Origin of the sequence: Micromonospora sp. 15K316 (assembly GCF_004348525.1) — a bacterium.
In the GTDB taxonomy this organism is placed as follows: domain Bacteria; phylum Actinomycetota; class Actinomycetes; order Mycobacteriales; family Micromonosporaceae; genus Micromonospora.
The window spans coordinates 1-14,267 of record NZ_SMKG01000065.1; the positions used below are offsets into that span (position 1 = coordinate 1).

Below are 14,267 nucleotides of genomic sequence, written 5' to 3' on the forward strand. Positions count from 1 at the left end.
GTGTGCGGGCGGGCTCGGACGGCCGTGGCCGTGGCGACACCACCTGGCAGGCGGCCAGCGCCGCGCCGGTGGCGGCGGTCAGCTGCGGGTCGGGTTCCACCTCGACCGGCACCGGGAACGCGGCGGTGAGCAGCTCGGCGACGAGCGGGATCCGGGTGGACCCGCCGGTCAGCAGGACCGCGTCGAGGTCGGCGACGCGCAGCCCGGCGGAGAGCACGGTGCGCAGCAGCAGGTCCACGGTGGCCTGCACGGCCGGCCGGATCATCTCCTCGAACTGTGCCCGGTTCACCGGAACCCGGGTCGGGCCGGCCGGCAGGTTGAGCAGTACGTCGGTCTCGGTGCCGACGGTCAGTTCCCGCTTCGCCCGTTCGCACTCGGGTCGCAGCGCGCGCAGGGTCGCGTACGTCCCCCGGCGGCCGGCGGCGGCGAGTTCCCGGGCCAACGCGGTCTGTACGTGTTCGGCGAGCGCCTCGTCGAAGTCGGCGCCGCCGATCCAGTCGAGCCCCTGCGGGAGGCCGAGGGTCTCGTACCGGCCGTGCGCGTCGCGCCGGACCAGGGCGGCCTCGAAGCTCTCCCCGCCGAGGGCGTACACCGCCGCGGTGCTGCCGGCGAATCCCCGTGCGGCGTGGCTCTCGGCGACGGTGACCGTCCGGGGCAGCAGCGTCACGTGGGACATGCCCAGCTCCCAGAGGGAGTTGCGCAGCAGTTCGCGGCGGTGCCGTCCCCAGCCGGCGGGGTGGCTGAGCACGACGGCGTCGGCCGGCTCACCCTCCCGGGCGAGGACCCGCTCCACCACCCAGGTGGCGAGCACGGCGGTGAGCAGGTGCGGTGGGCAGGCCTCCCCGGCCAGCAGCAGCGGCACGTCGTCGCCGACCCGGTGCAGGAATCCCCGGGCCGTCCGGCTCCCGTCGTCGGTTCCGGACTCCCCGACCACCAGCGTTCCGTCGTCGCCCAGGTGCAGCACGGACGGCACGGTGGCGGTGCCGGTGTCGAGCGCGACCGTCTCGGGCCGGGCCCAGCTGGCGCCGCGCCGACGGGCCACGGTGGCCGCGGTGGTGGTGCTCCCGATGTCGATCCCCAGGACGTACGGCATGCGCTTTCTTCCTTCGCCGGAGTCGGCCGGTCGCCGAGCCGCGGGTTTCCCACGGGGTGAACGACCCACCCCCGGCGAATCCCCGTGGGCTCCTACGTTCGTACCAGAGATCGCTCCGGCATCGGGACCCTAAATCTGGCCGCCTCGTTTCCCCCACTCCCCCTAACGGACGATGAGAGGAAGACCCTAACCGGGCGGTGCGGATTGCGGGCCGTTCCCCGATGCCCGGTCCCGCAGGGTGGTCATAGCGTCGCTGTCGACGAACGGCGGTCGACGACGCCCACATCCGAGGAGAAGCGGCACATGGATCAGACCCTGCACGACTTCGTGCTCAACCTGCTCACCGACGCTGACGCCCGGTCGGCGTTCGACCTCGACCCGGAGGGTGCGCTGCGGGCCGCCGGCCTGACCGACATCACGGCCGCGGACGTGCAGGACGTCGTGCCGCTGGTGGTCGACTACGCGCCGGTGCAGGGGCTCGCCCCGGTCGCCCCGGTGCTCGGTGAGCTCGGCGCCGAGCCGCTGGTGACCGACGCGACCGATGTGGTCGGTCAGCTGCAGCAGGTGGCGCAGCAGATCTCGGTCACCAACGGCTACAACGGGCTGGACGTCAAGGCGGGCGTGCTGGGGGCCATCGCGGTCGACCCGACGTCGGTCGCCGCCGGCGCGACGGTGCTGCCCGGCATCGGCCTGGGCGTCGGCCCCGGCGGCCTCGGCACCGACCTGACCGGTGTGCACGACGTCGCGCACACCCTCGACGCCGACGTGGTCGGTGCCGTGGACACCGTCGCCGACCCGGTGGTCGGGGACGTGACGGGGACCCTCGGCAGCCCGGAGACGGTGCTGGACGCCACCGACCACGGCCTGCTCGGCACCCCGGAGAACCTGCTCGGCGGCTCGAACGGCCTGCTGGGCGGGACGCTCTCCGGCACCACGGGGCAGGTCGGCGGCCTCGTCGACTCGCTCGGCGTCGACGACACCCTGGGCGGGCTGGGCCTGCACGACGGCGGCAGCGGGGTCGTCCCGCCGGTCGACGTGCCGGGCACGGTGGGCGGCGTGACGCACCAGGTGGATGGACTTCTTTCCGGCGTGACCGGCACGGTGGGCAGCGTGACCGGTGGCGTCACCGACGGGGTGACCGGCGACGCCGGGGTCCACGGGGACGCTTCGGCGTCCCACGGCGGCGGCCTGCTGGGCATCACCGACGGTCTGCTCTGACCTCCCTCGGTCGGAGCAGGAGGGCCGGGTCGCCGTGGCGGCCCGGCCCTCCATCTTCGTCCCCGCCCCTCTTGATAATTGAGCCGAAATCCGCACACTTGGTGCGGTGATGGCGGGGATCTGGCTCGACGTGCTGGACGAGATCGCCCGTACGTGCCGCGAACACGGACGTGGCGACCTGCTCCAGGCGGTCCGGCAGAAGCGCGCGCAACTGCTCGACCCGACACTGCGTGTGCTGGTCATTGGGGAGCCCAACCAGGGCAAGAGCCAACTGGTGAACGCGATCGTCAACGCGCCCGTCTGCCCGGTGGGCGACGGCCGCACCACCGTCCTGCCGACCGTCGTGCAGCACGCCGAGGTCGCGGCGGCGGCCGTGGTCCAGGTTCCGCCGGTGGCACCCGGCCGGTCGCCGGGGACCGCGCTGCCCGGCACCGTCGAGCGGACTCCGGTGCCGGTGGAGCAGATCGCGGCGGGCGTCGCCGGCACGTACGGCCGCCGGCCCGGAGGTGGCCCCGCGTACGTCGAGATCGGACTGCCGCGCGCGCTGCTCGGCGCCGGGCTGGTCCTCGTGGACACTCCCGGCGCCGACGAGATCGGCACGCCCGGCGGCGTCGCCTCCGTCGCCGCGCTGAACCGGGCGGACGCCGTGCTGCTGGTCTCCGACTCGACCCGGGAACTCTCGGTGGCCGAGCTGAACGTGCTGCTGCACGTCACCCGCGCTCATCCGAACGTGCTCGTCGTGCAAACCAAGATTGACCTGGTGCCGGACTGGCGGGCGGTGGCCGAACGCAACCAGCGCCACCTCGCCGAGGCCGGCGTGCCGGCGGCCCTGATCCCCGTCTCGGCGGCCCTGCGGCTGCGCGCGGCCACCGCCGACGACCGCGATCTCAACGTCGAGTCCGGCTTCCCCGCGTTGATCGCCCGGCTGCATCGGGACCTGGCCGGCAAGGCCGACGTGCTGGCCCGGGCCACTGTCGGCCTGACCGCCCGGACGGTGGTCGAGCAGCTCGCCGCGCCGCTGCGCGCCGAGCTGGAGAGCCAGCAGGCCGAGGAGCAGTCCGGACCGATGTCCCGGCTGCACGCCGCCCAACGCGAGGTCGAGGAGCTGCGCCGCTGCTCGGTACGGTGGCAGAACACGCTCAACGACGAGATGGCCGACCTGCTGTCCGACATCGAGTACGACCTGCGGGAGCGTACCCGCCAGATTCTGCGCGAGGTCGACGACGCCTTCGACTCGGCCGATCCACTGGTCGCCTGGGACACCTTCCAGGAGTGGCTGTCACGCAACCTCGCCGAGGCGGCCGAGGCCAACCACGAGTGGCTGGCCCAGCGCTGCGACTTCGTCGCCCGGCGGGTCGCCGGCCACTTCGCCCGGTACGGCTACGACGTGCTGCCGCCCTGGTCGATGACGGTGCCCGAGGACCTGGCCGACCGGACGCCGGAGCTCGACCAGCCGAGCATCGACCGCTTCACCGTCAGCCAGAAGGTGATCACCGGCATGAAGGGCTCCTACGGCGGCCTGCTGATGTTCGGCCTGGCCATGACGCTCGCCGGCATGCCGATGATCAACCCGGTCTCGATCGGCGCTGGCGCGCTCTTCGGGGGAAAGAGCATCCGGGACGAGAGCAAGCAGCTGCTGCGCCGCCGCCAGGCCACCGTCAAGACCGCCGTGCAGCGCCACGTCGACGACTACTTCGTGCGGGTGGTCAAGGAGTGCCGGGACACGGCCCGCCAGGTGCAGCGGATGCTGCGGGACCACTTCGCCGCGCTGACCGAGGAGCTGCAGGAGGCGATCGTCCAGTCGCTGCGTACCGCCAAGCAGGCGGCCGACACCGACGCGGCCGCCCGCGAGCAGCGGCAGCGTGAGATCAAGCTGAAGATGACCCGGCTGGCCGCGCTCTACGACCAGGCCCAGCAGCTGACCGCGGCCCGGCCGGCGGCGGTGCCGCTGGAGCCGCGCTCATGACCGTCGGGCTGCGCCTGGACGAGGCGGTCTGGGGACTGCTGCACCAGGCCCTCGAGCTGTACCGGGACGATCCCCGGGCCACCGGTCACCTGCGGCACCAGCTCGCCCGGCTGGAGCAACCGCTGCGGGTCGCGCTCGCCGGCCCCTGGCGAGCCGGAAAGTCGACGCTGCTCAACGCGATGATGGGCGAGGAGGTCGCGCCGGTCGCCGGAGCCGACGGCAGCCCCGTCTTCACCTGGTACGAGGACGGCCCGCAGCCACGGGCGACCGCGTACTCGGCCGGCCACCCGCCGCAGGAGCTGACGATGGTGAAGTCGGCGACCGGGATGCGGGTGGACCTCGTCGGCTGGCGCGCCGGTGAGCTGCGCGACATCGTGGTGCGCTGGCCCACCCGGGCGCTGCGGCAGGTGACTCTCCTCGACACCCCCGCGATCACCGGCCCGGTGGAGGGCGGCCGGCCGCCGGTGATGGACCGCGTGCTGCGGGAGGCGGACGCGCTGCTCTACCTGACCCGGGACGGCCGCGGCACCGACCTGCGGGTGCTGGAGTCGGGCCGGGACAGCGCGGTCGGGCAGGCCGCCCCGATCAACACGATCATGGTGCTCTCCCGGGCCGACGAGACCGGGGGCGGAAAGATCGACGCGCTGCTCACCGCCCGCCAGCTCGCCCGCCGCCAGCATCGCGATCCGCGGGTGAACGCGCTCAGCGTCACCGTGGTGGCGTGCAGCGGGCTGCTCGGGCTGGCCGGCCGGGTGCTCAGCGAGTCCGACTTCGCGGCGCTCGCCCAGCTCGCCGCGGTGCCGAGGCCGCAGCTGGAGGGGTACCTGCTCTCCGCCGACCGCTTCCTCCGCAGCGAGCTGCCGGTGCCGTTGGACGCCGAGGTGCGCGCGGGGCTGCTGGACCGGCTCGGCCTCTTCGGGGTCCGGCTCGCCACCACCCTGGTACGCACCGGCTGCGACAACCGGGCGACCCTCTCCGGCGAGCTGATCCGCCGCAGCGGCCTGGCCGAGCTGCGCGAGTCGGTCGCCCGGTTCTTCGTCGACCGCCGGGAGACGCTCAAGTCCCGCTCGGCGCTCGCCGCCGTCGAGGCGCTGCTGCGGGCCGAACCCCGGCGGGGTGCCGCCGAGCTGCTGGCGACCGTCGAGCAGATCCTCGCCGGCGCGCACGAGTTCCGGGAGCTGCGGCTGCTCGCCGCGCTACGCGACACCCGGCTCGGGTTCGACGCCGAGGTTGCCGCGGAGGCGCGGCGGCTGGTCGGTGGGGACGGGGTCGGACTCGCCACCCGGCTCGGCGTCGAGCACGACGCCGGTGTGCGGCGGCTCTGGGAGGCCGCCGCCGAGGCCCAGTGGCGTTGGCGGGACCGGGCCGAGGACCCCCTGCTCCGGCTGGCCCAGCGGCGCGGGGCCCAGGTCGTCGTCCGCAGCTGTGAGGGGATGCTCGCCGAGCTGGCCGAGGGCGGCCGGTGAGCCCCTTCGCCGCAGCCCGCGCAGCCACTGGATCGGGCGGACCCGCTCCAGCGGCAGGAAGCTGGTCATCGCCGCGAGGTGCGGCGCGAACGAGATGGTGATGGTCGCGAAGGTGACCAGGTGGAACGAGTAGAAGAAGCCGACCGTCAGCGACCGCCATCGGGCGGGTAGCAGGAAGACCACCGGGCTGGCCAGCTCGAAGGCGATGATGCCGAACTGGGCGACGATCAGCAGGTACGGCACCTGCGCGATCAGGTCTGCCAGCTCCGTGCCGCGCCGGATGATCGCCCGGGCGAGGACCGAGCCGGTCAACCAGTCCAGGCCGCCGAAGCGTAGCTTCGCCCAGGCCGCCAGGAAGTAGGTGCAGACGACGGCGATCTGGGTGACCCGCAACGCCCAGCCGGCCGCCTGGCAGCGGGTGAGGTCGCCGTGCCGGGCGCGCCCGGCGGTGGGGAGCACGGCCAGCGCCACGAGCAGCCCGAACCGGTCGTGGTCGACCTTGCCGTAGCTCATCGCGACGATCATCCACTCGAGGTAGAGTGCGAAGACCGACCAGCCGAGCAGCCGGGGTGCCCGCCCGGTCGCGGCGAGCAGGGCGAGCCCCAGCAGGGCCCAGAAGATCACCGCCACCAGCTCCGGTGTGGGCGTCGGCAGCGGCAGCAGCCGACCGGCCAGCAGCGGCTGGTAGAGCTCGCCGGGCACGCTGACCCGGGTGCGTACCCAGGGGGTGAAGAACACCAGGTCGGCGGCGACGAAGAGGTAGATCAGGGTGCGGAAGGCGGCCAGCCGGCCGCGCGGCACCGGTTCGGTCAACCAGCGGATCATGCGGGCACCTGCCAGCTGACCACTGTCTCGTCGGTGTACCGGCCGGTCGGGCGCCCGTCCTGGATCCCGAACCAGCGGATCACGATGCGGACCTCGGCCAGCGCGGGCGCGTCCGGGTGCCGTTCGGCGTACGCCTCGGCCACCTCGGCGAGCCGCGCGGGGTCGGCGACGTACCGGCTCTGCTGGCCCTCGATCTCGGCCCGGCGGAGACCGGTCGCGTCCTCGCCGAGGCTCACCACCGTTCCGGTGCGGTCGACGCCCTCGACCCGGGTGTCCGGGGCGGGCGCGTTCGGCGGGTTGGACGTCGCGTACATCCGGAAGGGGCCGAAGGGGAAGTCGTCGTCGGTGCCCCAGAGCGTGCCGGTCAGCAGGACGGCCAGGCCGAGCGCCGTCGCGCCGACCCGGGCCGCCCGTCCCCGGCGGGTCAAGGTCTCCATCGGATCGTGACCCTACGGGAAGGAAGGGTCGATATGGGTCCCTCCTACGGTCAACGTCCCTCGACCGGTGTGCCGGCGTCTCCGCTCGGCCGGCTACCACGCTCGGCCGGCCGTCCCCGCTCGGCCGGCTGCGGCCGGAAAGGCCGACGGCCGGGCGCCCCTGGCGGGGGCCCGGCCGTCGAACCGGTCTCGACCGGCTCAGTGCTTGTGCTCGGCCAGTTGACGGCGGACGTCGTCCATGTCGAGTGCCTCGACCTGCTCGATCAGGTTCTCCAGCGCCGACTCGGGCAGGGCGCCCGGCTGCGCGAAGACGATCACACCGTCCCGGATCGCCATGATGGTCGGGATGGACCGGATGTCGAACTTGGCGCCCAGCTCCTGCTGCGCCTCGGTGTCGACCTTGCCGAAGACGATGTTCTGGTGCTTCTCCGAGGAGCGCTCGTAGACGGGGGCGAACCGCTTGCACGGGCCACACCAGTCGGCCCAGAAGTCGACGAGGACGATCCCGTCCTTGCCGGTCACCTCGTCAAAGTTCGCCGTGGTCAGCTCGACGGTTGCCATTGAAGTCTCCGATCAGCGCGCTATACGTACGACCCGTAGAACCAGGGTGGACCGCATCGCATTCCCGTTCGCCGGGTGCCGAAACGGCGCCACCCGCCCGGGTCCGCGGGGTACGGCGGGTCATCGACCTGCGTCTGTCAGTGTCCGTCCTGTGGATCGCAAGTGCATGTCGCAGTTGCGTGACCAAGTGTAATGGGAGCGCTCCCGTAGAGATCCGTACGATTGACCGGCGCAAATCGGTAAGTGGGGGCTTGACAAGGAGCTATCTCCGTCGCGGAGATCGCGTACAAGAGGGTGAGCGAACACGGAGAGTGTTGTTACAAAAGGGTAAATGTGATCTGGCTCTCTGTTCGAACCGGACGGGCGTACGGCAGAATCTTCCGCATCAGAGCGTGGGCGGCGGGTGCCGGGGAGGGCCCCGCCGCTCATTGCGTCTCCCCCCGGATGTGGCCCGTGTGACATTTCCGCCTGGCCCCCCTCGGTGCGCCGCACCTTAGCGATCGGTAAGGCATGCTGTGCCGAACTCCATCGCCGCCCGTCGAAGGGGACCAGGATGCAGTTCGGCCGTTACTACGAGGAGTTCGACGTCGGCGCGGTCTACCGGCACTGGCCCGGCAAGACCGTCACCGAGTACGACGACCATCTGTTCTGCCTGCTCACCATGAACCACCACCCGCTGCACATGGACGCCCACTACGCCGAGTCGGCCACCCAGTTCAAGCGCAACGTCGTGGTCGGCAACTACATCTACTCGCTGCTGCTGGGCATGTCCGTACCCGACGTCAGCGGCAAGGCGATCGCCAACCTGGAGGTCGAGTCGCTCCGGCACCTGGCCCCCACCTTCCACGGCGACACCGTCTACGGCGAGACGACGGTGCTCGACAAGCGCGAGTCGGCCTCCAAGCCGGACCGGGGCGTGGTCTCGGTCGAGACCCGCGGCTACAAGCAGGACGGCACCCTGGTCTGCGTGTTCCGCCGCCGCGTCATGGTCCCCAAACGGGAGTACGCCCTCAGTGACGTGCCCGAGGGCGTGGACCCGGAGCGACCGAGCTTCCCCGAGCCGCGCTGACCGGTCTCGCGGCACCGGTCCGGGACGCACGCCGGCCGGCCTCGCCCCTTCCCCGGGTTCTGGTGGGGAAGGGGCTCTTTTCGTGATTCGGGGCATATGCTGACGCCGGAGGTCCCGCGATGAGCGAGCGCAGCGAGCGAACCATCGGGCTCAGCGCGTCGGTGCCTCATGGCGCCGCGGAGCGAAGCGGAGCGGCGGCATGAGTCACTCCGTCGCCGGAGAGCCGCCCTCTGCCGGCCGCCGTGCCGCACCGCCGACCACCGCCGTCTACCCCGCCGCCGAGTGGGATCTGCTCACGAGCCTGCCCGCCCGGGTTCTCGTGGCCGCCACCGCACCCGGTCCCGGCCGGCCGCGGCGGGGGCTGCCCGAAGGGCTCGCCGGCCTGGAGGCGCTGACGGCCGGCCGCTCGTTCGACAGCGACCTCGTCCGTGCGGTGGTGAGCGCCATCTACGCCCGCCCCGACGGCCAACCGGTGGCCGGCGCCGGGGACACCGACCTGGTCGACCTCCTCGCCGCCTGCCGGGAGGCGGTGCGGGTGCTCGATCGCCGCGCCGACCCCGCCGACTCGGCCGCGTACCGGCAGTGGGTGCAGTCCGTCGCGGCCCGGGTCTGCCGGGTGCCCCCGGCCGGGCGGGTGCGGCCGGCCGGGGAGCCGCCGGCCCCGGCCGACCTCCGCTTCCTGGACCGCCTCGGCGACGCGCTGGGTCTGCGCTGAAGCACCCACCCGCCCGCGCGTGGTCGCCCGGCACCGCCGTACGCTCTGCTGATCGTGACCGGTGACCAGCTCGACGTCGGTGTGGGCCCCTGGACGGGTGACCCGCCTACCGACCCGCGGTACGACCCGGAGCTGCTCGCGGCGGGGGACCGGCGCAACGTCGTGGACCGCTACCGCTACTGGAACCACGAGGCGATCGTTGCCGACCTGGACCGGCGCCGGCACGAGTTCCACGTGGCGATCGAGAACTGGCAGCACGACTTCAACATCGGCACGGTGGTCCGCAACGCCAACGCCTTCCTCGCCGCCGAGGTGCACATCGTGGGACGGCGGCGATGGAACCGGCGCGGCGCGATGGTCACCGACCGCTACCAGCACGTCCGGCACCACGAGACGATCGAGGAGTTCGTGGCCTGGACGGCGGCGCGGGAGCTGCCCGTCGTCGGCATCGACAACCTGCCCGGGTCGCGCCCGCTGGAGAGCGCCACGCTGCCGCGGCGCTGCGTGCTCCTCTTCGGCCAGGAGGGGCCCGGTCTCTCCGAGCCGGCGCGCGTCGCCTGTGGAGAGGTCTTCTCCATCGCGCAGTACGGCTCGACCCGGTCCATCAACGCCGGGGTGGCGAGCGGCATCGCCATGCACGCCTGGATCCGGACGCACGCCGGAGCGCCCCCGGAGTGACGTGCGCGCTCGCCGCGCCCACGGACGAGTGACGATGCTCGGCGTGTCGCGTCGTCCGCCGTCGCGATGGGACGGATGCGGCCGCTCCGCTTGACGACTCCGCCGTGCGGGGTGACGGTGGAGTGGTGAGTGTCGCGGTGAGCTGTCCCCGGTGCGGCGGGCCCGTACGGCCACCCGACCTCATGCACTCCGAGACACGGTGCGCCCGGTGCGGGCCGGTCTCGCCGCTGCACGTGCCCGAGCGCGTCGGAGCCGAGATCGTCGCCAGCGTGGTGGAGCGGATCGTCGCCGACGCCGATCCGCCCGGGAGGCAGGCCACCCCGCTCTGGTGTCCGTGGCCGTTGCCGACCGGCTGGACGATGACCGGCGTGGCGTACGCGGGAGACGATCGCAGCGGCGTACGCGCCACGGCGGTGGCCTGTGCGGGCCCCGCCCCGCTCGGTGGCGGCCCGGCCGACCTGGTCTTCGTCGCCGAGGAGCCGGGCGTGGGGTTGGGCAGCCGGTTCGCCGCCATGGCCGGACCCGATCCGGGACCACAACTGGCGGATGCGTTGAGCGACCCCGGACCGGGCCACCCCGAGCACGTCGGCCAGGCCCGGATCAAGGTCGGCGGGCATCCGACTCCACTGTGGCTGGTGAACTCCCCCACGGATCGAAGCGCGTACGCCGGCGAAGCTCGGGGTTTGTGGCTCCATGCGATAGCCTGGCCGGCGAGCGCGGGGCACCTGCTCGCGGAGGAGGTCGTGCTGCACGACCTGACCGAGTGGACTCCCCCCGAACTCGTGTACGGCGCACCATCTCCGTATTTGCACGGGAGGGCTTGACAGCCGGCCCGGAATGACGGAGAACGGACGCAGATATTCACTGTACGACACCACACTGATACTCTGGGTGCCGCTGCGGTAATGGGACCCGGCGCCGCGCGAGAGGATGGCCCGCCATGGTCAAGAAGGTCCTCACCTGGGCCGGTATCGCATTCTTGATCTTCTTTGTTGCGTACCGGCCGAACTCCGCCGCGGACGTGTTCAAGTCGCTCGGCGGCGGGATCATGGACATCGCCCAGGGCTTCGGCGACTTCTTCACCAGCCTGGTGGCCTGACCGCCGATGGGCAGCCCCCCCGGTCCGCCGTTCGACCCCGACGATCCTGATCGGGAGCGGCGGGAACGCGACACGGAGCCCATCCCCCGGGTCCCCCCGGAGGAGGGCCCGGGCTACGGCTCCGGTGCCGGCCTCTCGGACGGTCCGTCCTTTTCGGACGACGCCGGCTACGGCGACGGCCCCGGCTACGCGGGGGAAGGCCGGTCCGGCCGTTCCTGGATCCGCGACCCCGAGGGTGGCTACCAGCAGCCGGTGATCTCGGAGGAGGAACTGGCCGGGCTGCGCGCCGACGCGGCCGGCAACACTCCTCGACGGGTGTTGCCGCTGGAGGATGAGCCCAGCTCGCTGGTCGCCCGATACCTCTTCCCGACCGAGCGCTACCGGGGTGAGTGGAAGCGGCACTGGATCCACCTCGCCACGCCGATCCTCGTCGGCATCGCGGCCACCTTCGTGCTCGGCTACCTCTCGGGCTTCCTCGCCGGGCAGAACGTCGGGGCGCTCACCACCGTCGCGGTGCTGCTCTGGTTCGCGGTGATGGGCTGGGTGGCCTGGCGGGTCGCCGACTGGTGGTATGACCGGTTCATCCTCACCAACAAGCGGGTGATGGTGGTCAACGGGATCATCACCCGGCGGGTCGCCATGATGCCCCTGGTGCGGGTCACCGACATGAAGTACGAGCAGACCCCGACCGGTCGGGCGCTCAACTACGGCACCTTCGTGCTGGAGTCCGCCGGCCAGGAACAGGCGCTCCGGGAGATCAAGAATCTGCCCAACCCGAACGAGCTCTACCTGCGAGTGGTCGAGGAGATGTACGAGCCGCAGGCGGTCGAGGCCCGGCTCGGCAAGGAGGCGGACGAGGCGAAGGCCGACGACGGCGCCTGACAGGTTCCCCCGAACATGGGATGAACTGCACACCTTCGGATCTCGTCCCGGCCCGCCTGCTCATGGCAGCCTGGTTCGTCCGGGCTCTCAGGAGGTGTCCAGTGGCCAGCAGGGACCAGTCGGAGGAGGAGTTCCGCGAGTTCGTCGCGGCTCGCTCCGCCGCCCTGCTGCGCACCGCGTACCTGCTCGCCGGCGACTGGGCCACCGCCGAGGACCTCCTCCAGACCGCCCTGACGAAGACCTACCTCGCCTGGCGGCGGCTCGGCGGGATCGAGGCGGTGGAGCCGTACGCTCGGCGTGTCCTGGTCAACACCTCGACCAGCTGGTGGCGCCGGCGCTGGCACGGCGAGCGCCCCACCGAGGTTCTCCCGGAGCAGGCCGGCGCCGACGAGATCCAGCGGCAGCTCGACCGGGACCTGCTCTGGCGGCACCTGCGCGCCCTGCCCAACCGGCAGCGGGCGGTCCTGGTGCTGCGCTTCTACGAGGACATGTCCGAGGCACAGACGGCCGCCCTGCTCGGCATCTCGGCGGGAACCGTCAAGAGTCAGACCGCGCGCGCCCTGGCCACGCTGCGCCGCAGGCTGGGCGCCGAGGCGGCGCTCGACCTCGCCGCGGAGCGGACCGCCGAGCCGGCGCGACCGAGCCCGCCACCCCGCGCGGGAGACAGGCGGGCTCGGCTCGACCAGTCCGGGCCGCGCGTCACCGCGGCCGATCCGATGGAGGTGTCGGCCGGCCCCGCCGGCGCAGCTCCGGCACCGAACGCCGCCCGGCCGGAACCGGCCGCGCCCGTCGCGGACGGCGCCGACCGGTCGACGGGCGTGGCGCGGCAGCTCGCGACGGCGCCGGACGCCGACCCGGGCCCCGTCGTGGCCCAGCTCTCGGCCGTGCCGGCGTCCGCCGGTGCCTCCGCCGGGGAGCAGGAATGATTTCTCTCGGCCCTGACAACCGGAGCGAGGCACCGGCGCGTCCAATGCACGTGACGCAGGACGAGCTGGAACGGGCGCTCCGGGAGACGTTCGCCCAGCAGGTCGCCGCACCCCGCCCGGGCGCGGCGGACCCGGCCGGGGCGGCGATCCGTCGCGCCCGGCGCACCCAGCGGAGGCGCACGGCGACCGGGTTGGCGATGGCCGCCGTGGCGACCGTGGTGGTCAGCGCGGGTGTCGGCCAGCTCGGGGACGCGACACGTCGACCTGCCCAGCCCCCCACGGTCGTGCTCGGCGACCCGTCCAACCAGGCCCGGCCCGAGCCGCTGCCCTCGCCGACCGGCGTCGGCGGGCCACCGGTCGCCCCCGACGCCGGTCCCGACGTACTTCTCGACGGCGCGATCCTCGGCGCCGACGGCGAGCGGGTGGCGCTCGACGGCATCGGCCCGGCGGAGCGGGCCCAGCGGCTGCCGGAGAACGCCGGGTGGCTGGTGGTCGGGGCGCCGACCGCGGCCGGCCGGACGCTCTGGGCGATACCCCGCGGCGGCACCCCGCAGGTGCTGCTGGACGGTGCGGACGCGATCGCGGTGGCCACCGACGGCCGGCAGGTCGCCTGGCGTGACGGTGGCGAGATCGCCGCCGCCGGGCTCGTCCGCACCCAGCTCATCGCTCCCGTACGCACCCCCGCGCCGGCCGGTGCCGTGCCGGTGGGCTTCGTCGGGAACGCCGTCCTGGTCCGGACCGACCCGGACCGGCCCGGTCACGCGCTGTGGAGCCCGGCGACGGCGCCGCTGGAGGCCGGCTCGGACCGGACCACGTTGAACGTCTACGGCGTGCTCCCGGACGGCCGTCTCGTCGGCCAGGTGCCCGGCAAGGTGGCCAGCAACCCCTGCCTGGCACTGCTCGACCCGTCCCGGACCCTGACCCCGGTCGAGACGGCCTGCGGGCCGGCGCTCAGCCGGGACGGGCTCGGCGCGGTCTCGCCGGACGGCCGATGGCTGCTGCTGAACGGGGAGTCCGGCAAGAAGGCCGGTGCCCTGCTGGTCGACGTGTCCAGGATCGGCGGCACGCCCGCGGACCAGCCCCTCGTGGCCGGGCACGCCGGCCCGCCGCTGACCGGCTCGGTGGCCTGGAACGCGGTCGACGAGGCGGCCTACGTCGACGAGTCGGGCAGGTTGGTGCGGCTCACCCCGGACCGGGTGCACGCCGGAGAGCCCGGCGAGGCCACCGTGGTGCCCGGAGCGGACGCCTCGAACCGGCCGGTGGTGGTGACCGGCTCCTGACCGGGGGTGTGCCCGTCGGCGGCGCACGTCCTGTCCGGCCGCTCACCGGCGG

Annotated in this window: 14 protein-coding genes; 10 read left to right on the forward strand and 4 right to left on the reverse strand. The window is 73.2% G+C overall.

Going from position 1 to position 14,267, the window contains the following annotated elements:
* Positions 1 to 1,093, reverse strand: a 1,093-nt coding sequence (locus E1211_RS15035) for an Hsp70 family protein (protein WP_132349472.1), incomplete at its 3' end; no start/stop codon positions are given.
* Positions 1,094 to 1,396: 303 nt separating this feature from the next.
* Here E1211_RS15035 and E1211_RS15040 point away from each other — a divergent pair.
* The gene (locus E1211_RS15040; protein WP_132349474.1) at positions 1,397 to 2,311 is read left to right on the forward strand and encodes an IniB N-terminal domain-containing protein; all 915 of its coding nucleotides are present in this window, start codon (positions 1,397 to 1,399) and stop codon (positions 2,309 to 2,311) included.
* Positions 2,312 to 2,420: 109 nt separating this feature from the next.
* Positions 2,421 to 4,277 (forward strand): dynamin family protein, encoded by a 1,857-nt coding sequence (locus tag E1211_RS15045; RefSeq protein ID WP_132349476.1) that lies wholly within the window; start codon positions 2,421 to 2,423, stop codon positions 4,275 to 4,277.
* Between the two features lie 1,196 nt (positions 4,278 to 5,473).
* Here E1211_RS15045 and E1211_RS15055 read toward each other — a convergent pair.
* From E1211_RS15055 to trxA, 3 genes are all read right to left on the reverse strand, one after another.
* A complete protein-coding gene (locus E1211_RS15055) occupies positions 5,474 to 6,568 on the reverse strand; it encodes an HTTM domain-containing protein (RefSeq protein WP_243709539.1) in 1,095 nt (364 codons plus the stop codon).
* A complete protein-coding gene (locus tag E1211_RS15060; protein ID WP_132349478.1) occupies positions 6,565 to 7,005 on the reverse strand; it encodes a hypothetical protein in 441 nt (146 codons plus the stop codon). The genes E1211_RS15055 and E1211_RS15060 overlap by 4 nt, the downstream gene beginning before the upstream one ends.
* A gap of 198 nt (positions 7,006 to 7,203) precedes the next feature.
* Positions 7,204 to 7,566 carry a thioredoxin gene (gene trxA, locus E1211_RS15065; RefSeq protein ID WP_076470621.1) on the reverse strand — a complete coding sequence of 121 codons (363 nt, stop codon included), beginning with the start codon at positions 7,564 to 7,566 and terminating at the stop codon, positions 7,204 to 7,206.
* 553 nt (positions 7,567 to 8,119) lie between these two features.
* Between trxA and E1211_RS15070 the strand changes: the two genes are divergently transcribed.
* From E1211_RS15070 to E1211_RS15100, 8 genes are all read left to right on the forward strand, one after another.
* Entirely contained in the window at positions 8,120 to 8,635 is a 516-nt protein-coding gene (locus E1211_RS15070) for a MaoC family dehydratase (RefSeq protein ID WP_132349480.1), read from the forward strand.
* Between the two features lie 199 nt (positions 8,636 to 8,834).
* Positions 8,835 to 9,350, forward strand: coding sequence for a hypothetical protein (locus E1211_RS15075; RefSeq protein ID WP_132349482.1), 516 nt, complete (start codon positions 8,835 to 8,837; stop codon positions 9,348 to 9,350).
* A gap of 54 nt (positions 9,351 to 9,404) precedes the next feature.
* Complete coding sequence (locus tag E1211_RS15080) at positions 9,405 to 10,028, forward strand: RNA methyltransferase (RefSeq protein ID WP_132349484.1); 624 nt, start codon at positions 9,405 to 9,407, stop codon at positions 10,026 to 10,028.
* Positions 10,029 to 10,165: 137 nt separating this feature from the next.
* Entirely contained in the window at positions 10,166 to 10,852 is a 687-nt protein-coding gene (locus tag E1211_RS15085) for a DUF6758 family protein (protein WP_371686159.1), read from the forward strand.
* A gap of 116 nt (positions 10,853 to 10,968) precedes the next feature.
* Positions 10,969 to 11,127 (forward strand): hypothetical protein, encoded by a 159-nt coding sequence (locus tag E1211_RS32505; protein WP_007455302.1) that lies wholly within the window; start codon positions 10,969 to 10,971, stop codon positions 11,125 to 11,127.
* Between the two features lie 6 nt (positions 11,128 to 11,133).
* Positions 11,134 to 12,009: a PH domain-containing protein gene (locus E1211_RS15090; RefSeq protein WP_132349487.1), complete on the forward strand. Its 876-nt coding sequence runs from the start codon at positions 11,134 to 11,136 to the stop codon at positions 12,007 to 12,009.
* A gap of 101 nt (positions 12,010 to 12,110) precedes the next feature.
* Entirely contained in the window at positions 12,111 to 12,935 is an 825-nt protein-coding gene (locus E1211_RS33420; protein WP_243709540.1) for a SigE family RNA polymerase sigma factor, read from the forward strand.
* 44 nt (positions 12,936 to 12,979) lie between these two features.
* A complete protein-coding gene (locus tag E1211_RS15100; RefSeq protein ID WP_207915373.1) occupies positions 12,980 to 14,215 on the forward strand; it encodes a hypothetical protein in 1,236 nt (411 codons plus the stop codon).
* Positions 14,216 to 14,267: the final 52 nt, after the last annotated feature.

Bases quoted from the DNA above. Each gene is read 5' to 3' on its own strand.
- E1211_RS15040 (WP_132349474.1), top strand. From the start codon at position 1,397: ATGGATCAGACCCTGCACGACTTCGTGCTCAACCTGCTCACCGACGCT.
- E1211_RS15045 (WP_132349476.1), top strand. From the start codon at position 2,421: ATGGCGGGGATCTGGCTCGACGTGCTGGACGAGATCGCCCGTACGTGC.
- E1211_RS15055 (WP_243709539.1), bottom strand. From the start codon at position 6,568: ATGATCCGCTGGTTGACCGAACCGGTGCCGCGCGGCCGGCTGGCCGCC.
- E1211_RS15060 (WP_132349478.1), bottom strand. From the start codon at position 7,005: ATGGAGACCTTGACCCGCCGGGGACGGGCGGCCCGGGTCGGCGCGACG.
- trxA (WP_076470621.1), bottom strand. From the start codon at position 7,566: ATGGCAACCGTCGAGCTGACCACGGCGAACTTTGACGAGGTGACCGGC.
- E1211_RS15070 (WP_132349480.1), top strand. From the start codon at position 8,120: ATGCAGTTCGGCCGTTACTACGAGGAGTTCGACGTCGGCGCGGTCTAC.
- E1211_RS15075 (WP_132349482.1), top strand. From the start codon at position 8,835: ATGAGTCACTCCGTCGCCGGAGAGCCGCCCTCTGCCGGCCGCCGTGCC.
- E1211_RS32505 (WP_007455302.1), top strand. From the start codon at position 10,969: ATGGTCAAGAAGGTCCTCACCTGGGCCGGTATCGCATTCTTGATCTTC.
- E1211_RS15090 (WP_132349487.1), top strand. From the start codon at position 11,134: ATGGGCAGCCCCCCCGGTCCGCCGTTCGACCCCGACGATCCTGATCGG.
- E1211_RS15100 (WP_207915373.1), top strand. From the start codon at position 12,980: ATGCACGTGACGCAGGACGAGCTGGAACGGGCGCTCCGGGAGACGTTC.